This is a genomic window from Stenotrophomonas sp. YJH_SMC_32 (assembly GCF_059369975.1).
The window spans coordinates 113,132-132,883 of record NZ_JCAFTE010000004.1 but is presented as its reverse complement, the minus strand read 5'-3'; the positions used below and the strand labels follow the sequence as shown (position 1 = coordinate 132,883).

General features: G+C 68.9%; 7 protein-coding genes. 5 read left to right on the top strand and 2 right to left on the bottom strand.

Going from position 1 to position 19,752, the window contains the following annotated elements; genetic code table 11:
* Positions 1–66: 66 nt before the first annotated feature.
* The gene (locus AC5P7S_RS08405) at positions 67–558 is read right to left on the bottom strand and encodes an RDD family protein (protein ID WP_065179146.1); all 492 of its coding nucleotides are present in this window, start codon (positions 556–558) and stop codon (positions 67–69) included.
* Between the two features lie 56 nt (positions 559–614).
* Here AC5P7S_RS08405 and xerD point away from each other — a divergent pair, with 56 nt between their 5' ends.
* Both xerD and AC5P7S_RS08395 read left to right on the top strand, forming a co-directional pair.
* Positions 615–1,592, top strand: coding sequence for a site-specific tyrosine recombinase XerD (xerD, locus tag AC5P7S_RS08400; RefSeq protein WP_005415216.1), 978 nt, complete (start codon positions 615–617; stop codon positions 1,590–1,592).
* Positions 1,593–1,692: 100 nt separating this feature from the next.
* Positions 1,693–2,478 carry a thioredoxin fold domain-containing protein gene (locus AC5P7S_RS08395; RefSeq protein ID WP_095378089.1) on the top strand — a complete coding sequence of 262 codons (786 nt, stop codon included), beginning with the start codon at positions 1,693–1,695 and terminating at the stop codon, positions 2,476–2,478.
* Between the two features lie 110 nt (positions 2,479–2,588).
* Here the strand turns inward: AC5P7S_RS08395 and AC5P7S_RS08390 are convergent, their stop codons facing one another.
* Entirely contained in the window at positions 2,589–4,688 is a 2,100-nt protein-coding gene (locus AC5P7S_RS08390; protein WP_197599318.1) for a glycosyl hydrolase family 18 protein, read from the bottom strand.
* Positions 4,689–5,507: 819 nt separating this feature from the next.
* Here AC5P7S_RS08390 and purL point away from each other — a divergent pair.
* The 3 genes from purL to AC5P7S_RS08375 all read left to right on the top strand — a co-directional run bounded on the left by purL (position 5,508) and on the right by AC5P7S_RS08375 (position 19,751).
* The gene (gene purL, locus AC5P7S_RS08385; RefSeq protein WP_095378098.1) at positions 5,508–9,392 is read left to right on the top strand and encodes a phosphoribosylformylglycinamidine synthase; all 3,885 of its coding nucleotides are present in this window, start codon (positions 5,508–5,510) and stop codon (positions 9,390–9,392) included.
* Positions 9,393–9,831: 439 nt separating this feature from the next.
* A complete protein-coding gene (locus tag AC5P7S_RS08380; protein ID WP_095378087.1) occupies positions 9,832–17,739 on the top strand; it encodes an ESPR-type extended signal peptide-containing protein in 7,908 nt (2,635 codons plus the stop codon).
* Between the two features lie 158 nt (positions 17,740–17,897).
* On the top strand, positions 17,898–19,751 hold the full coding sequence (locus AC5P7S_RS08375; RefSeq protein ID WP_095378097.1) for a S8 family peptidase: 1,854 nt from the start codon (positions 17,898–17,900) through the stop codon (positions 19,749–19,751).
* Position 19,752 lies beyond the last annotated feature (1 nt).

Below are 19,752 nucleotides of genomic sequence, written 5' to 3'. Positions count from 1 at the left end.
TGTGCTCGGCTGTCACGTACAGTGCGGAAAGCAGCCGAGCACGGGCTCGGCGCTACAGACAGCGCCTTACCGTTTCGGCATCCGCACCAGGCGGGTACCGCTGGCGCGGTCGTGCCAGGTCAGGCGTTGGCGGTCGACCCACGCCCACCAGAATCCCAGTCCGCCCAGCAGCAGGGACAGCGTGCCCACCGCAAAGCGCAGCCACAACTGGCCGCGCCGCAACGGCGTGCCATCGATTGATCGCACTGTCAGCCGCCACGGGCGCATGCCCAGGGTCTGTCCACCGCGGCGCCAGCTGGCCGTCGCGTACCAGCCCGTGATCGCCCAGCACACCGCCCAAAGCAGCCACTGCCAGGCACTGAACGGCGCGATGTTCTCGCGTTGCGCGTGGCCGCTGAAGGTGTAGGCGAGGGTGAACAGCGTGCCGGCCAGCATCCACAGCGCCAGCACCGGCAGTGCGTCGTAGACCATCGCCAGCACGCGCCAGGCCAACAAGGCACGTGGGCGGGGCATTTCGGTAGCGGCCGCAGGGGCCGTGTCGGTGGCAGGGCGGGACATGCGCCGAGCATACGCAAAGCTGGCCGTGCCCGCAGTGGCCCTCGTATCCTGCACGCATGGCCCTTGTCTCCACCCCCGCAGAACGCCGCCAGCTGGTCCAGCAACTGCCCGAGCTTCGCGCCGACGACGGCGTGCGCATCCAGCGCTTCCTCGATGCGATCTGGGCCGAGAACGGCCTGGCCCGTGCCACCCTCGACAGTTACCGGCGTGACCTGGAAGGGCTGGCGCGCTGGATGGATGGGCGCGACGGTGGCCTGGCCGGCATCGAGCGTCCTGGGCTGTTCGATTATCTGGCCTGGCGCACCCGGCATGGCTGGTCACCGCGCAGCAACGCGCGCCTGCTGTCGGCGTTGCGGGCGTTCTTCGCCGATGGCGTGCGCCGCGGCGAACGCAGCGAGGATCCCAGCGCGCTGCTGGACCCGCCGAAGTTGCCACGGCTGCTGCCCAAGGCGCTGGCCGAGAGCCAGATCGATGCGCTGCTGGCGGCCCCGGACGTCGACAGCCCATTGGGCCTGCGCGATCGCGCCATGCTGGAACTGATGTATGCCGCGGGCCTGCGCGTGAGTGAACTGGTGCTGCTGCCCGCGACGGCGGTCAACCTGCGCCAGGGCGTGCTGAGGGTCACCGGCAAGGGCAGCAAGGAACGGCTGGTGCCGCTGGGAGAGGAATCCCAGCACTGGCTGGAGCGTTACCTGCAGCAGTCGCGCCCGCAGCTGGTCGGCAAGGGCAAGGTGCATGCCCTGGCGGATGGGCAGGCCCCGTTGTTCATTGAACCGACGCTGCATGCGCTGACCCGGCAGGCGTTCTGGCATCTGGTCAAGCGCCACGCACAGGTGGCCGGCATCGACCCGGCGCGGATCAGCCCGCATGGGCTGCGGCACAGCTTCGCCACCCATCTGCTCAACCGCGGTGCCGACCTGCGCGCGCTGCAGATGCTGCTCGGCCACAGTTCATTGTCGACCACCCAGATCTACACCCTGGTAGCGCGCGAGCACCTGCAGAAGCTGCACGCCCGCCACCATCCGCGTGGCTGAGTGCCGGGCTGAATCGCTGCCCGGGGCGCTGCCGGGCGTCGCCGCCCGGTACCGGCGGCTGTGTCAGAATCCGGGGTCTTCTTCTGTCGCGGACCGCTCCATGCTCCGATTTGCCATCGCCGCCGTGTTCGGTGCGCTCAGCCTGACCGCCTGCGCCCAGCCGGCTCCGCCGGCCGCCAAGGCACCCGCCGCCGCTGCGGCCAAGGCCAGTCCGGCCGCGAATGCGCCCGCCGACCAGGCGGTACGCGCCGCACTGACCGCGTTGAACCCCGGTTTCCAGGTGGACTACATTGGCGCCGCGCCTTTCCCCGGCTTCCGCGAGGTCGTCGTTTCAGGCCAGCTTCTGTATGTGTCCGATGACGGCCGCTATCTGTTCCAGTCTCAGCCCTACGACACCCACGCCAAGGGCCCGGCCAACAGCGAAGGCCTGCTCGGCTATCGCCGCGGCCTGCTGGCCAAGGCCAACCACGGCGATCGCATCGTGTTCGCCGCGCCGAACGCCAAGTACACCATCAGCGTGTTCACCGACATCGAGTGTGGTTACTGCCGCAAGCTGCACCAGGACATCGCCGAGCTCAACCGCAACGGCATCACCGTCGAGTACCTGGCGTTCCCGCGCATGGGCCTGGGCAGCAAGGACTACACCGACATGATTTCGGTCTGGTGTGCAGCGGATCGTCGCCAGGCGCTGACCAACGCCAAGCGCGGCGGCAACGTTCCCGCCAGGAACTGCACCAATCCGGTGGCGATGCAGTACGCGCTGGGCCAGCAGCTGGGCGTGAATGGTACGCCGGCGATCTTCGCGCCGGACGGCACCCAGCTGGGGGGCTACCTGCCGCCGGCACAGCTGCGTGCGGCGTTGGAGAAGCTGTCGGCCAAGCGCTGACGCAGAATTGTGGAGTCGAGCCATGCTCGACTGCGGAAACATCAGCCGAGCATGGGCTCGGCTCTACAGATCAGAGGCCGGGGGCGCAAAATGCGCCCCCGGCTTTTACCTTATTTCAGGCCATCACTGACTGCCTTGGTCAGCGTGCCCTGCGCATCGTCACCGCTGAACTCCCAGACGAACGCGCCGCCCAGGCCCTGGGTCTTCACGTAACCCATCTTGCGGGTGATGTTGGCCGGGGTGTCGAAGCTCCACAGCGTGCTGCCGTTGTAGATCCAGGTGGCACCGGCGGTGTTGTCGGTGTAGCCCGGCCACGCCAGGTTCTTCAGCACCTTCCAGTCCTCGATGCCGGCTTCATACGTGCCCGGGGCAGCACCGCTGGCGGTCTGGTACAGGCCGTTGTTGGCATTGGCCACGCCGGTCCAGCCACGCCCGTAGTAGCCGATGCCCAGGTTGAGCTTGGCGGCGGGCACGCCACGGCTGATGAAGGCCTCGATGGCGTCGTTGCTGTTGTACAGCTTCTGGTCGCCGGTGGACGGATCATTCGGCGAATCGAACAGCGCCGACTGGTGATTGGTCTTCGCATCCCACGCGCCGTGGAAGTCGTAGGTCATCACGTTGATGTAGTCCAGGTAAGGGTGGTACGCCGCCGGATCGGTGACGCGGATCTTGTCGATGCCGGCACCCACCGCCACCGTCAGCAACAGGCCCGGACGCACCGCGTCGAGCTGGCGGCGGAACTCGGCCATCAGCGCGGTGAAGTTGGCGTTGTCTTCCGGCTTGCCGCATTCGATGCCGCAGGCCACCGGGTATTCCCAGTCGATGTCGATGCCGTCGAACACGCCCAGCGCCGCACCGGCGCCGCCGGCACCGTCGGTCACCGGCAGGTTGCCCTTGATGTAGGCGTCGATGCACGAGGCAACGAAGGCCTGGCGGTTTTCCGGGCGCGCCGCGCTGGAGAAGCCGCGCGACCAGGTCCAGCCACCCAGCGAGATCAGTACCTTCAGGTTCGGGTACTTGGCCTTGAGCTGCTTGAGCTGGTTCCAGTTGCCGCGCAGCGGCTGGTCCCAGGTATCGGCGCTGCCGCTGACACTCTCGGCGGCACTGAAGGCCTTGGTGTAGTCGGCGAAGGCATCGCCACCGGCACCGCTGTTCGGATCCGACGGCTGGGTGATGCCGACTTCGCAGCGGTTGTTGCGCACGTTGCCGAACGCGTAGTTGATGTGGGTCAGGCGCGCCGCCGAACCGCTGCTGTCGATGTTCTTGACCCGGTAGTTGCGGCCGTAGATGCCCCACTGCGTGAAGTAACCGATGACCCGCTTGCCGGTGGTGCCACCGTCGCCGGCCAGCGTGGTGGCGCTGATCTCGGTGCCCTGCGCCGACGCGTTGCCGGCGTTGTCGCGCGCCCGCACGCGGTAACGGTAGGTGGTCGATGCGGTCAGCCCCCCATCCACATAGCTGGCACTGGACGGCGAACCGACCAGGCTTCCGTTACGGTACACGTCATAGCCGGCCAGGCCACTGCCACCGGTGTTGTCGGTGGATGGGCTCCAGCTGAGCGCGATGCTGTTGGCAGTGCGCGTTCCGGCCGCCAGCCCGCCCGGCACGCTCGGTGCGGTGGTGTCGCCGCTGGCGGCGTTGACGGTGATGGTGATGGTCGCGGTGCTGCTGGTGGCGTTGTTGTTGTCGGTAGCGACCGCACGCAGGGTGTGGCTGCCGGCGCTGGCATTGGTCCAGCTGGCCGCATACGGCGCACTGGTGGCCACGCCGAGCGTGCTGCCGTCGCGGAAGAATTCGACCTTGGCGACGCTGCCGTCCGGATCGCTGGCGGTGGCGGTCACGTTGACCGTGCTGCCGGCACTGAAGGTGGCGCCGTTGGCCGGCGAGGTCAGGCTGACCACCGGCGGCTGGTTGGTGCCGCTGCCATCGCATGCACCGAGGTTGGTGTAGTAGGGCGCACCGGCCGGATGGTCCGGTGGCGCGTTCCAGATGTCCTGGTTCGCCCGATAGAGGACGCCTCCTTTCTGCAGGGTATCGCCGGCCCGGTAGATCTTGGCCTGGTCCCACTGGGCCACGCCGGCACAGCTGGCAGCCTGCGCCAGGCCGGGCAGGGCGGCGCTGCCGGCGGCCAGGGCAAGCAGCCAGGCCAGATGGCGGGGACGACAGCTTCGGGTCGAACGTTCGGCACTGCGCACAATCGGGTCGTACATGGGTGAGTCTCCGATCAAAGGGCGCGCGGGCCCCGATGGCGCCGCGCGTGACGCAGGTCCGGGCATCGCCCGGGAAGGCGACGGAGGGGCCGGACGGAGGCACCTGGGAGGCCGGGGAGAGAGTCCGGCACCAGGTGGGGACAACGTTGTCATCAATTGCGTGGTCAATCCGTGAGCAAGCGCATGGTTCGGCGATTTGGGCGGAAAGCGGCGCTGGCGCGCAGTCGGCGGCCATCGGCGGAGCCCCCTCGTGGCTGGGGCTTGCCGCGAACAGCGGATTTCTGGGGGTTGGCCGGGCGGGTGGGCTGCGCAGGGGGCGCTGCAAGTACGTCCATGTAAGCTCGGTCGCCGCATCCATGCGGCTCACGCCCCTGCGCAGCCCACCCGCCCGGCCACGGACAGGTTCCTGCGCGGCCAGCCACGAAAGACAGAAGAAAAAAAACAAAGGCAAAAGCCGGTCGCTGCGCTCTTCAATGCCTGATTTCTGACATTTCCTGGTTGCCGGCCAGCGGCCGGCACTACCGGGAAGCGTCCACGCATGGCCGCAGATCGCGGGAAACTGTCGGGGCGGGGTGGTGGGAGCCAGCAGGACCGTTGGCGCCATGGATGGCGCCATCGAGCCCCCATGTATGGGTTTACGGCGTGTCCTGCTGGCTCCCACCGCCCCGCCAGCTCACAGAAGCCAGCTCTTGCTGTTGCTTTGGCCGTTGCCGTTGCTTCGGCCGTGGCCTCGGCGGGTGCCGGGCGCCGCCCGGCCAAAGCCCTTCCCCCGCTTCCGGTACAATGTCGGGCCCGTTTCCCAACTACGGTTCCCCGGACATGATGGTCCTCGAGGGCGCGCCCGCCCTGTCGCCGTTCCGCCGCGAACGTCTTGAATCCCGCCTGCAGTCCATCGCTCCCTCCCTGCGCATCAGCGGCGCCTGGCACGTCTACTTCGTGCAGCCCGAAGGCAGCGCCGCCCCCGACCTGACCACGCTGTGCCGCATCCTCGAAGCGGCGCCGCAGGCCGAAGCCGTGGCCGACGGCGCGGTCAGCCGCATCGTGGTGCCGCGCCTGGGCACGCTGTCGCCCTGGTCGAGCAAGGCCACCGAACTGGTCCGCGGTGCCGGCCAGCCGGTCAGCCGGGTCGAGCGTGGCCTGCGTATCGACGTGCAGGGCTGGCCGGCAGATGCTGACGCCCAGCAGGCGCTGGTCAAGGCGCTGCACGACCCGATGACACAGTCGGTGCTGGAGACCGTGGAGCAGGGCCAGGCGCTGTTCTCGGCGCCGGCGCGTGGCGAGCTGGAACGCGTGCCGGTGGACCAGCTGGAGGCCGCCAACCAGCGCCTCGGCCTGGCCATGGCCCAGGACGAGATCGACTACCTGCGTGAACGCTTCACCGCGCTGGGCCGCTCGCCGTCGGACGTGGAACTGATGATGTTCGCGCAGGCCAATTCCGAGCACTGCCGCCACAAGATCTTCAACGCCAGCTGGACCATCGATGGCCAGGAACAGGACCGCTCGCTGTTCCGGATGATCAAGAACACCCACCAGCAGACCCCGCAGCACACGCTCAGCGCGTACAGCGACAATGCCGCGGTGATCGAAGGCCATCCGGCGTCGCGCTATCGCCCCGATCCGGCCAGTGGCGAATACCGCCGCGAAGCGCAGGTGCCCAGTGCCTTCCAGATCAAGGTGGAAACCCACAACCACCCAACCGCGATCGCACCGTTCCCGGGCGCCTCGACCGGCGCGGGTGGCGAGATCCGCGACGAAGGCGCGACCGGCCGCGGTGGCAAGCCGAAGGCGGGCCTGACCGGCTTCTCGGTCTCGCACCTGCGCATTCCGGAATTACCGCAGCCGTGGGAGGCGCCGCGCGCGCTGAACCCGCGCATGGCACCGGCGCTGGAAATCATGACCGACGGCCCGCTCGGCGGCGCCGCGTTCAACAACGAGTTCGGCCGCCCGAACCTGCTCGGCTACTTCCGCAGCTTCGAGCTGCCGGAAGGCGCCGACCTGGTGCGCGCGTACGACAAGCCGATCATGCTGGCCGGTGGCCTCGGCGCGATCGACCGCGTGCAGGTCGACAAGATCCCGCTGCAGGCCGGTGATGCGGTGATCGTGCTGGGTGGCCCGGCGATGCTGATCGGCCTGGGCGGCGGTGCGGCCAGTTCGGTGGCCTCCGGTGAAAGCGCCGAGGACCTGGACTTCGCCAGCGTGCAGCGCGACAACCCGGAAATGGAGCGCCGCTGCCAGGAGGTCATCGACCGCTGCGTGGCGATGGGCGCCAACAACCCGATCAAGTTCTTCCACGACGTCGGCGCCGGTGGCCTGTCCAACGCCATCCCCGAACTGCTGCACGACTCGAACGTCGGTGGTGTCATCGACCTGGGCAAGGTGCCCACCGATGATCCGTCGCTGTCGCCGATGCAGCTGTGGTGCAACGAGTCGCAGGAACGCTACGTGCTGGGCGTGGCCCAGGAACGCCTGGCCGAGTTCGCCGCGCTGTGCGCCCGCGAGCGCTGCCCGTTCGCTGCGGTCGGTGTGGCTACCGCCGAGGAACATCTGGTGGTGGCCTACGGTGCCGTGCCGGGCCACACCCCGGCCGATGCACCGATCGACCTGCCGATGGACGTGCTGTTCGGCAAGCCGCCGAAGATGCACCGCGATACCGCGCACCCGCCGGCACCGCGCTGGCCGGCGCTGAAGACCGGTGGCCTGGACCTGCAGGAAGCCGGCCTGCGCGTGCTCGCGCACCCGACCGTGGCCTCGAAGAACTTCCTGGTCACCATCGGTGATCGCAGCGTCGGCGGCCTGACCGCGCGCGAGCAGATGGTCGGCCCGTGGCAGCTGCCGGTGGCCGACGTGGCAATCACCCTGGCCGACTTCGACGGCGTAGCCGGTGAGGCGATGTCGATCGGCGAGCGCACCCCGCTGGCCCTGCTCGATGCCGCTGCTTCGGCACGCATGGCGGTGGGCGAAGCGCTGACCAACCTGTGCGCGGCCCCGGTCGATGCGCTGGATGAGATCAAGCTGTCGGCGAACTGGATGGCCGCGGCCGGTCACCCGGGCGAAGACGCGCTGCTGTACGACGCGGTGAAGGCGGTGGGCATGGAACTCTGCCCGCAGCTGGACATCAGCATCCCGGTGGGCAAGGACTCGCTGTCAATGCAGGCGCAGTGGCACGACCAGGGTGAAGCGCACAAGAGTGTGTCGCCGGTGTCGCTGGTGATCTCGGCGTTCGCGCCGGTCGCCGACGTGCGCCAGCAGTTGACCCCGCTGCTCGACCGGGAGGTGGACAGCGAGCTGTGGCTGATCGGCCTCGGTGCCGGCAAGCAGCGCCTGGGGGGTTCGATCCTGGCCCAGGTGCATGCCGACCACGGCGACCTGCCGGCCTTCGCCGGTGCCGCCCCGGACCTGGACGATCCGCAGCGCCTGCGGGGTTTCTTCGAGCTGATCCGCGATGCACGCCAGTCCGGCCTGCTGCTGGCCTATCACGACCGCAGCGACGGCGGTGCTTTCGCCGCGCTGTGCGAAATGGCCTTCACCTCGCGCCTGGGCCTGGACATCGCCCTCGATGCCTGGGGTGACGATCCGTTCCGCAGCCTGTTCAACGAAGAACTGGGCGCGGTGGTGCAGATCGCGCGCGAAGACCGTGCAGCGTTTGCCGACCTGGTTGAACGCCATGCATTGACCGAATGCGCGCAGCGCATCGCCAAGCCAACCACCGCACCGGTGGTGCGCGTGTCGCTGGGCGGCGAGAACCTGGCCGAGTGGCGCTGGGAGGCCTTGTTCGATGCCTGGTGGTCGGTCACCCACGCGATGCAGAAGCGCCGCGACAACCCGGCCAATGCCGATGCCGAGCGCGAGATCGCGCGTGCCTTCAACGCACCGGGCCTGAAGCCGAAGCTCAGCTTCGACCTCAACGAGGATGTGGCGGCACCGTTCATCAGCAGCGGTGCGCGTCCGCGCGTGGCGGTGCTGCGCGAGCAGGGCGTCAACGGCCAGATCGAAATGGCCAACGCCTTCGAGCGTGCCGGCTTCCGTGCCTTCGACGTGCACATGAGCGACCTGATTGAAGGCCGCGTGGCCCTGCAGGATTTCACCGGCCTGGTGGCCTGTGGTGGCTTCAGCTATGGCGACGTGCTCGGTGCCGGCCGTGGCTGGGCCACCTCGATCCTGGAGCGCAGCGCACTGCGTGATGCCTTCGCCGCGTTCTTCGCGCGCGAAGACAGCTTCGCGCTGGGCGTATGCAACGGCTGCCAGATGATGAGCCAGCTGAAGAACATCATTCCGGGTGCCGAGCACTGGCCGCAGTTCCGTCGCAACGCCAGCGAGCAGTTCGAAGCCCGCACCGCGCTGCTGGAAGTGGTGGAATCGCCGTCGATCCTGCTGCGTGGCATGGCCGGCTCGCGCCTGCAGGTGGCGGTGGCGCATGGTGAAGGCCAGGCCGTGTTCGACAATGCCGTCGACCAGGCTGCTGCACGTGTCTCGCTGCGCTACATCGATGGCAATGGCAAGGTGGCCAGCCAGTACCCGCTGAACCCGAACGGTTCGCCGGACGGCATCACCGGCCTGACCAGCAGCGACGGCCGCGTCACCATCATGATGCCGCACCCGGAACGTACCCCGCGCGCGCTCAACCTGAGCTGGGCACCGGCGGAATGGCAGGGTGATTCGCCGTGGATGCGCATGTTCCGCAACGCGCGGGTGTGGTGCGGCTGATCGCATCGTTCCGCGCAGGCCGCAATGCCACCGCGTATGGAAAAACCCGCCGCTTCGTCGGCGGGTTTTTCTTTGCACGCGTGAAACCCTTGTCGCGCCCGCTAGTTACATCGGTTTTCATGCGCCAGCGGTCCGTCACGTGTACCTAACAAAATACTTTTATAAACACGTGAAATGGTGAACTGCTTCACGGCAATAGCATTTGCCGTGTCAAAGTCTTGACGATCTGCAAAGTTGCCGTTAACACTTGAACCCCGTTTCAGAACCATTCATTCCGCAGTAACCGCTCGGCGCACGCGCTCGGTTTTCTGTCGCTGCGCGCCGTTCGGCAATACCCCGCAGTAAATCACGCGAATAAACGCCCCCAGGGGACGTTGGGCCACAAGGCCCGGCGGTGGCGTTGCTTTGCCCAAAACCAGTCCAATCAGGAGCCGTACCGATGAATCGGATTTATCGCAAGGTCTGGAACAAAGCATTGGGTCAGTTGGTGGTGGCCTCGGAACTGGCCTCCTCCGACAGCAGCGGTGGTGTTGTCGACCAGCGCCGTGATACGACACAGGCCACGCCCGCGCTGTTGGCGGTGGCACTGGGCCTGGTATTGGGATTGGGCATGAGCGGTTCCGCCATTGCACAGTCAGTGCAGATCGGCGGCAGCGCTACCTGCGTCGCATTCAGCGGCAAGCTGCTGGAAAAGTGCCTGATCGAAGGCTCGGCCACGGCCAAGGGCAGCAACGCGGTGGCGATCGGCAGCAACAGCAATGCCAGCGCCGCCAACAGCGTGGCGCTGGGCGCTGGCTCCAAAGCAGCGCGGGCCAATACCGTGTCCGTCGGCGACGCCGGCAAGGAACGGCAGATCACCAACGTGGCCGCTGGTACCCAGGCCACCGATGCGGTGAACAAGTCACAGCTGGATGCGCAGGCGCGCGCCACGCAGGCCGCGCTGGCGGATGTCGCCGCAGATGGAAACCGCTATTTCAAGGCCGATGGCGCAGGTGATGACAGCGACGCGGCGAAGATCGACGGGCAGGGCGCGGTTGCAGCGGGCGCCGGTGCGCAGTCGTTGGCCAATGCCACCACCGCCATCGGTACCCAGGCGATTGCCGCCGGCCTGGGCGCCAGCGCGTTCGGCCAGGGCGCATTGGCAATCGGTGACGCCAGCGTGGTGGTCGGGCAGAGTGCTGCCGCGTTCGGTCTTGGTGACACCGCCGTCGGCGCCAGTGCCTACGCTGCAAGCGAGAATGGCGCGGCCACCGCCCTGGGTGCGCTGTCCGAAGCCACCGCCGATGGCGCCACTGCCGTGGGTGGCGGTGCCGTGGCGATGGGCCCGGGCAGTACCGCACTGGGCCGCGGCGCCACTGCCGCCAATGAAGCATCAATCGCGGTGGGTGCGTTCAGCACCGCCGTCGGTGAGTACAGCACCGCGCTGGGGTCCAACTCGGCGGCGGTTGCCACCGGCAGCGTGGCGCTGGGCGCCGGCTCGCTGGCCGACCGCGTCGATACCGTCTCTGTCGGCGCCGCCGAATATGGCCTGACCCGGCAGATCACCAGCGTCGCTGCGGGTACTGAAGATACCGACGCGGTCAATGTCGGCCAGTTGAAGAACGTGGCCGCCGTGGCCGATGCCACGGCCAAGCGTTTCCAGGCCACTGGCAGCAGCAACAGCGACGCCGGCGCGCTGGCCGAAGGTGACGAGGCGCTGGCGGCCGGCGAGGCGGCCAACGCCATCGGCAACGGCACCACCGCCGTGGGTGCCGGCGCCACGGCCGTTGCGCAGAACGCCACCGCCGTCGGCAACAACGCGCTGGCGTCGGGCCAGAACAGCGCCGCGTTCGGCAACAACGCACAGGCCAACGGCCCGGGCAGTGTCGCCGTCGGTGGTGCTGCGGTGGATGCCGACGGCAACCCGCTGATCACCAGTGGCGGCGTGCCGGTGGAAACCGGCGCCACCAGCGCAGGTGTCGGTGGCACCGCAGTCGGCGCCAGTGCCGAAGCCAGTGGATTTGCGGCGTCGTCCTACGGCGTTGGCGCGTATGCCGCCGGTGCGCAGTCGTCGGCATTCGGTGCGGTCGCCAATGCCATCGGTGACTACTCCACCGCACTGGGTACGCAGAGTACCGCCACCGGTACCAGCAGCGTCGCCATCGGCGGCCCGGCCGACCTGATTCCGGGCCTGGGCTTCTTCGTGCAGACCCAGGCCAGCGGCGAAGCCGCCACCGCGGTCGGCGCCGGCGCTATCGCCAGCGGTGATCGTGCGGTGGCCAACGGCAGCCTGACCGAAGCATCCGGCGTGGAATCCACCGCCGTGGGCTACTTCGCCTATGCCCCGGGTGAGAATGCCAGCGCGCTCGGTGCGCAGACCTGGGCCAGCGGTGCGCAGAGCACCGCCGTCGGTTATTACGCCACCGCTCGCGGTGCCAACAGCGTTGCACTGGGCGCGAACTCCGAAGCTGTCCGCGCCAACAGCGTAGCGGTCGGCAGCGCAGGCAACGAACGGCAGATCACCAGCGTTGCCGCGGGCAGTGAAGCCACCGATGCGGTCAATCTGGCCCAGTTGAAGGGCGTCGCTGCCGTGGCTGATGCCACCGCCAAGCACTTCCAGGCCACCGGCAGCAGCAACAGCGATGCCGGTGCGCTGGCCGAAGGCGAAGATGCGCTGGCCGCCGGCGAGGCGGCCAACGCGATCGGCAATGGCACCAGTGCACTGGGTGCGGGCGCCGTCGCCATCGCGCAGAGCGCCACTGCCGTCGGCAGCAATGCGCTGGCTTCGGGGCAGGGCAGCGCGGCCTTCGGCGCGGCGGCCACCGCCAGTGGCAGCAACGCCACCGCCCTGGGAACGCAGAGCAGCGCCACCGGCGCCGGCAGCGTCGCCATCGGTGGCCCGGCCGACATCGTGCCGGGCATGGGCCTGTATGTGCAGACGCGGGCCAGCGGTGTGTCCTCCACCGCGGTAGGCGGCGGTGCGGTCGCCAGTGGTGACCGTTCGTTGGCCAACGGCAGCTTCACCGAAGCAGTGGGCGCGGAATCCACCGCGCTGGGTTACTTCGCTTATGCCGCAGGCGACAACGCCAGTGCACTGGGCGCGCAGACCTGGGCCATCGGCAAGGACAGCACGGCCATCGGCTACTACGCCACCGCTGGCGCCGAAAACAGTGTCGCGCTGGGCGCCTATTCGGGCTCCAATCGGGCCAATACGGTGGCCGTGGGCACCAATGGCAATGAACGCCAGATCGTCAGCGTGGCCGCAGGTACGCAGGCGACGGATGCAGTGAACAAGGCGCAGCTGGACGCTGTGGCCAGCACCGCCGACGGCACCGCGCGCTTCTTCCAGGCACAGCCCGAAGCGGGCAGTGATGCCGGTGCGTTCGCCGAGGGCGAAGGTGCGGTTGCGGCCGGCTCCTCGAGCAACGCGGTCGGTGCTGGTGCAGTTGCACATGGCGCTGCCGCGTCAGCGATCGGTGATGACAGCGTGGCGGTGGGTCGCAACAGCAGCGCCACCGGCAACGGCGGTGTTGCCATCGGTGGCGTCGGACAGGCCTACGACGAGTACAACCAGCCGATCATCGGCGCCGACGGAAAGGCGCAACAGGTGGGCACCACGGCGGTTGCCGATGCCACGGCGGTCGGCAGCGGTGCGCAGGCCACCGGTGCCGTGAGCAGCGCGTTCGGCAATGCCGCCAAGGCCAGCGGCGACAACAGCTTCGCGGCCGGCGGCAAGTCGCGTGCGACCGGCAGCTATGCCGTTGCGGTCGGTGACAGCGCCTTCGCCAGCCGCGATGACAGCACCGCTGTCGGTGGCTACAGTTGGGCCACGGCCAGTGGTGCGAGCGCCTTCGGTTCCGGTGCATGGGCCACCGCCACCAACGCCTCGGCGTTCGGCAACGCGGCATGGGCCAGCGGCAGTGGCGCAACCTCCATCGGATACAACAGCTGGGCCAATGGTGCCAGCTCAACCGCAGTCGGCCGTGGTGCCTTCGGCTATGGCGACAACAGCGTGGCGCTGGGCTTCCAGGCGCTGGGTAACAGCCTCAACAGCATTGCCATCGGCACCAACACGGTGGCCGGTGGTGAAAGCGCGATCGCGCTCGGGGCCGGTAGCAACGCCAGCGCCAGCAACGCTGTCGCGCTCGGCGCCGGCTCGGTTGCCAACCGCGCCCGCAGCGTGTCGGTCGGCAGCACCGGCAACGAGCGGCAGATCACCAACGTCGCCGCTGGCACCCAGGCCACCGATGCGGTGAACAAGGCACAGCTGGATGCGGTCGCGAGTACCGCCACCACCACCAGCCGCTTCTTCCAGGCCAGTGGCAGCGGTGACGACGTAGCCGGTGCGCTGGTGGAGGGTGACAACGCGCTGGCCGCCGGTGATGCGGCCAACGCCATCGGCAACGGTGCCACCGCACTCGGCAGTGGTGCCAATGCGCTGGCCAACAACGCGCAGGCGATCGGTCTCAACGCGCTGGCCAGCGCCGCCAACGCCAGCGCCGTCGGTGCCAACGCACAGGCGACCGGTGAGTACGCCACCGCGCAGGGTGCGGAAAGCGAAGCCAGCGGCGAGCAGAGCGCGGCGTTCGGTGCCGCCAGCATCGCCAGTGGTGCCGGCAGTACCGCCAACGGTGTGTTGTCCGAAGCCTCCGGCGAGGAAGCCGTGGCGGTGGGCTACTTCAGCAATGCCAGCGGCAGCGGCGCCACCGCGGTCGGCAGCGAAAGCGTCGCCAGCGGCACGGCGTCGGCAGCGTTCGGCATCGGCGCCGAAGCGACCGGTGGCTACAGCACCGCCATCGGTGGCTATTCCCAGGCATCGGCGTTCAACGCCACCGCTTTCGGCAACTTCGCCAGTGCCACCGGTTCCAACAGCGTGGCGCTGGGCGGCGACTCCGAGGCGTCGGGTGCCTACAGCACCGCCACCGGCCAGGGTAGCCTGGCCACCGGCACCAACAGCGTCGCCGTCGGTGGTTCGCTGTTTGGCGTGCTGGCCACCGAAGCATCGGGCAATTACTCCACCGCCGTCGGTGGCGGCGCCTGGTCCGGCGGCATCAACAGCACCGCACTGGGCAACGCCGCCGAATCGCGCGCTGCCAACAGCGTGGCGCTGGGTGCCGATTCGATCGCGGACCGTGACAACACCGTGTCGGTAGGCGGTGCTGGCAACACCCGCCAGATCACCAACGTGGCCGATGGCACGCAGGGCAATGATGCGGTCAACAAGAACCAGCTTGACGCCGTAGCCGCAGCAGCGGAGAAGACCAGCAGGCAGTTCCAGGCCAGTGGCAACTCCGAGGGTGAAACCGGCGCCCTGGTCGAGGGTGACAACGCGCTGGCGGCCGGTGATGCGGCCAACGCCATCGGCAACGGTGCCACCGCACTCGGCAGCGGCGCCAATGCACTGGCCGCCAACGCCACGGCGGTCGGCATCGATGCGCTGGCCACCGGCAACAACGCCGCAGCACTGGGCAGTACCGCACAGGCCACCGGCGAAGACAGCCTTGCGCTCGGTACCGGCGCCAGCGCCAGCGAGCTCGGCGCCAGCGCGGTAGGGGCGCGTGCGCAGGCCAGTGGTGCGTACAGCACCGCGACCGGCACCGAATCCAACGCCAGTGGCACGCAGGCACTGGCCAGTGGCTTCCGCAGTGCCGCCTCTGCCGATGGCACCACCGCCGTCGGTGGCTATGCCGAAGCGAGCGGACGCCTCGGCACCGCGTTGGGCTACGGCTCGGCCGCCAGCGGGGCCAACACCACCGCGGTCGGCTTCGGTGCCGCCGCAGCCGGTACCGGTGCCGTGGCCGTGGGCCAGTCCAGCGAGGCCAGTGGCGAGGAGAGCGTGGCCATTGGTGGCAGCACCTTCTTCGGCTTGATCCCGTCGCGTGCCAGCGGCACCGGCGCGGCGGCCTTCGGTGCCGGCGCCTGGGCGACCGAAGATTACGCCACCGCGATCGGCTGGAATTCGTGGGCGGATGCCGCAGATGGCACGGCACTGGGCGCCAGTGCCACCGCCAGTGGGTTGAACAGCGTGGCGCTGGGCGCCGGCTCCAAGGCCGAGCGCGACAATACCGTGGCCGTGGGCACCGCGGGCGGTGAGCGCCAGGTGACGCATGTGGCAGCCGGCACCGAGGCCACCGACGCGGTGAACAAGGGCCAGCTGGACGCGGTTGCCAGCGTTGCCGACAGGACTGCCCGGCAGTTCCAGGCCAGCGGCAACGCCGACGGCGAAGCCGGTGCCCTGGTCGACGGCGACAACGCACTGGCCGCCGGTAACGCGGCCAACGCCGTCGGCAACGGCGCCACCGCGCTGGGCAGCGGAGCCAATGCCATGGCCGTCAACGCCACCGCCGTCGGCGTCGATGCCCTGGCCACCGGCAACAACGCCGCGGCTCTGGGCAACAACGCACAGGCCAGTGGTGTCGACAGCGTGGCGGTGGGCAGCGGCGCCAGCGCCAGCGAACTCGGTGCCAGCGCCAGCGGCACCGGTGCCCAGGCCAAGGGTGCCTACAGCACCGCCAGTGGTGCGCAGGCCACGGCCAGCGGCACGCAGTCGCAGGCCAGCGGCTTCCGCGCCAACGCCTCGGCTGACGGTGCCTCCGCGCTGGGCAGCTATGCCGAAGCCAGTGGCCGGCTTGGTACGGCGGTCGGCTACGGCAGCAAGGCCACCGGCGCGAATGCCACCGCAGTGGGTGTCAGCGCCAATGCGTCGGCAGCCGGCAGCATCGCACTGGGTGCCGGCTCGGTGGCTGATCGTGCCAACACCGTGTCAGTGGGCAGCAGCACCAGTGATCGTCAGATCACCCGTGTCGCCGCCGGTACCGAGCGCACCGATGCAGTCAATCGTGGCCAGCTCGATGCGGTCGCGGCGACCGCCGATGGCACCGCACGCTACGTCAAGGCCACTGGTGCGGGTACCGCCAGTGCCAGCGGCAGCGATGCCGCTGCGGTCGGTTCGGCCGCCACTGCCAGTGGTGCACGCAGCAATGCGCTGGGTGCCAACGCGATGGCCATTGGCAATGGTGCGCTTGCACTGGGCAACAGCGCCGGCGCGTCCGGTGCGAACTCGGTGGCTCTGGGGGCGGGTTCGCGTGCGCTCGATGCCAACGTGGTCTCGGTCGGCGGCGGCAATGGCACCGATGGCCCGGCCACGCGGCGCATCGTCAATGTGGCCGACGGCCGCATCGCTGCCGGCAGCACCGATGCGGTCACCGGTTCGCAGCTCAACGTCACCAACCAGCGCGTGGGCGCAGTGGAAACCCGCGTCGGTGATTTCGATTCGCGCATCGCGACGGTCGAGACCACGGCGGCCAGTGCAGTCGGCTATGACGACGCCAGCCGTGATCGCCTGACCCTCTCCGGCTTCCAGGGTACCACCATCGACAACGTCGGTGCCGGCAGCATCGCCGCCGGCAGCCGCCAGGCGATCAATGGCGGGCAGTTGTTCCAGTCGCTCAGTGATGCCGCCAGCTTCCTCGGCGGTGGCGCCAGCGTCGGCATGCAGGGCGTGTTCGTGGCGCCGAACTACGTGATCCAGGGCGCCACCTACAGCAACGTCGGCGATGCGCTCGGTGCGCTGGACCGCAAGGTCAGCGAGATCGATCGCCGCACCGCCGGAGGCACGCGTTCGGGAACGGCAAGCCTGCGTTCGATGAGTGCCTCGCTGGATGAAAGCCCGCTGGCCAGCGTCGCCGACGCACCGGCCACCGCCGATGCAGCACCGGCCAGCACCGCACGCGTGCAGGGCACGCCGACTGCCGCCGCCGCCGGTGCCGGGATTCCGGTTGGCACCCCGGCCACCGGCTTCAATGCCGTCGCCATGGGTGAGGGCGCAGTGGCCAGTGGCGCCTCGTCCACAGCCATCGGCCAGGGTGCCAGTGCCACGGCTGCCAACGCGGTGGCTTTGGGCCAGGGCTCGGTCGCTGATCGTGCCAATACGGTGTCGGTGGGCAGCGAAGGCAACGAACGCCAGGTCACCAACGTCGCCGCAGGCACCACCGCCACCGACGCCGTCAACAAGGGCCAGCTGGATCGTGGCATGGCCACCGCCAACAGCTACACCGACAGCCGCGTGCAGGCCGTCGCCGACAGCTTCGATGTGTTCAAGGGCGAGATCGACGGGCGCCTGCGCCACATGGATCGTCGCATCGACCGCCAGGGCGCGATGAGTGCGGCGATGCTCAACATGGCCACCAGTGCCGCCGGCATCCGCACCCAGAACCGGGTCGGCGTCGGCATCGGTTTCCAGGGCGGCGAGTCGGCGTTGTCGCTGGGCTACCAGCGTGCGATCAGCGATCGCGCCACGGTCACCTTCGGCGGTGCCTTCAGCAGTGACGACAGCTCGGTCGGCGTTGGTGCCGGCTTCGGCTGGTAAGCCAAACCACTGCGCCGGCGGCCACCCACGCCGGCGCCAAACCTGCAATCAGGGCCTGGGGGGAGGTCACGGCAATCCCGGCTGGGCCGGCCGGGAGTCGTCAAGGAATGATGGCCGCAGTGTTGGTTCGATCCATGACCCAGAAGAGGAATTTCGACGTGATCAAGAAGCAGAACCTTCGCATCAATGTGCTTGCCGCCGCCGTGCTGTCGATGACCGCGGTGGGTGCCGTCCACGCCGCCGGGTTGCCGACCCGTGAACCGGTGCGCCAGGCCAGCAGCGCCGAGCCGGGCGCCGAGCGCATCATCGTCAAGTATCGTGCCGGAACCGCTGCGGCGGGCGACCGTTCGGCCAAGCTGTCCGCCGTGCAGTCCGCGCTGACCCGCGCCAGCCTGTCCGGTGGCACCGCCCGCGCCAGCACGCTTGGCCCGCAGGTCGTGCGCAGGCTCGGCGTCGGTGCCGACCTGATCCGCCTGCAGGGCCGCCTGGCGCCTGCGGAACTGCAGCGCGTGCTGAAGGAACTGAAGGCCGACCCGGCCGTGCAGTACGCCGAAGCCGACGTGAAGCTGCGCCGCACCGAGCTGCGCGCCGGTGACGTGCAGCCGGCGCTGGCGCCGAACGATCCGTACTACCAGCAGTACCAGTGGCACCTGCACAACGCCACCGGTGGCATCAACGCACCGTCGGCGTGGGATGTATCGCAGGGCGAGGGCGTGGTGGTGGCCGTGCTCGACACCGGCATCCTGCCGCAGCACCCGGACCTGGTCGGCAACCTGCTGGAAGGCTACGACTTCATCAGCGATGCCGAGACGTCACGCCGTGCCACCAACGATCGCGTGCCGGGCGCGCAGGACTATGGCGATTGGGTCGAGAACGACAACGAGTGCTACACCGGCTCCGTCGCGGAGGACAGCTCCTGGCACGGTACCCATGTGGCCGGCACCGTGGCCGAGCAGACCAACAACGGCGTCGGCATGGCCGGTGTCGCGCACAAGGCCAAGGTGCTGCCGGTCCGCGTGCTCGGCAAGTGCGGTGGCTACCTCTCCGATATCGCCGACGCCATCACCTGGGCCTCCGGCGGCACCGTGGCGGGCGTGCCCGCCAATGCCAACCCGGCCGAGATCATCAACATGAGCCTGGGTGGAAGCGGCAGCTGTGACGGAACCTACCAGGATGCGATCAATGGCGCGATCTCGCGTGGCACCACCGTGGTCGTGGCGGCCGGCAACGAGACCGACAACGCTTCCAAGTACCGTCCGGCCAGTTGCGACGGCGTGGTGACCGTCGGTGCCACCCGCATCACCGGCGGCATCACCTACTACTCCAACTACGGCACCCGCGTGGACCTGTCCGGTCCGGGTGGTGGTGGCAGCGTCGATGGCAATCCCGGCGGCTACGTCTGGCAGTCCGGTTCCGATGCGGCCACCACGCCGGAGTCGGGCAGCTACAGCTACATGGGCATGGGCGGCACGTCGATGGCCTCGCCGCACGTGGCTGCCGTCGCTGCACTGGTGCAGAGCGCGCTGATCGCCAAGGGCAAGGATCCGCTGGCCCCCGCCGCGATGCGCGCGCTGCTGAAGGAAACCGCGCGCCCGTTCCCGGTCAGCATCCCGACCGCCACCCCGATCGGCACCGGCATCGTCGATGCCAAGGCGGCGCTGGCCAAGGCACTGGAAGAGCCGTGCACCGAGAACTGCGGGCCGGTGGCGACGCCGCTGACCAACAAGGCCGCGGTGGGGGGCCTGAACGGTACGGCCGGCAGCAGCCGCCTGTACAGCTTCGAGGCAGCCGCTGGCAAGCAGTTCAGCGTGATCACCTACGGTGGCACCGGCAACGTGTCGGTCTACATCGCCCAGGGACGCGAGCCGAGCGCCAGCGACAACGATGGCAAGTCGACCCGTCCCGGCACGTCCGAAACGGTACGGGTGAACAAGCCGGTGGCAGGCACCTACTACATCAAGGTGGTGGGCGAAGCGGCCTACAACGGCGTCAGCATCCTCGCCACGCAGTAAA

Coding starts and splice junctions, on each gene's coding strand:
- xerD (WP_005415216.1), top strand. CDS start 615: ATGGCCCTTGTCTCCACCCCCGCAGAACGCCGCCAGCTGGTCCAGCAA.
- purL (WP_095378098.1), top strand. CDS start 5,508: ATGATGGTCCTCGAGGGCGCGCCCGCCCTGTCGCCGTTCCGCCGCGAA.
- AC5P7S_RS08390 (WP_197599318.1), bottom strand. CDS start 4,688: ATGTACGACCCGATTGTGCGCAGTGCCGAACGTTCGACCCGAAGCTGT.
- AC5P7S_RS08380 (WP_095378087.1), top strand. CDS start 9,832: ATGAATCGGATTTATCGCAAGGTCTGGAACAAAGCATTGGGTCAGTTG.
- AC5P7S_RS08395 (WP_095378089.1), top strand. CDS start 1,693: ATGCTCCGATTTGCCATCGCCGCCGTGTTCGGTGCGCTCAGCCTGACC.
- AC5P7S_RS08405 (WP_065179146.1), bottom strand. CDS start 558: ATGTCCCGCCCTGCCACCGACACGGCCCCTGCGGCCGCTACCGAAATG.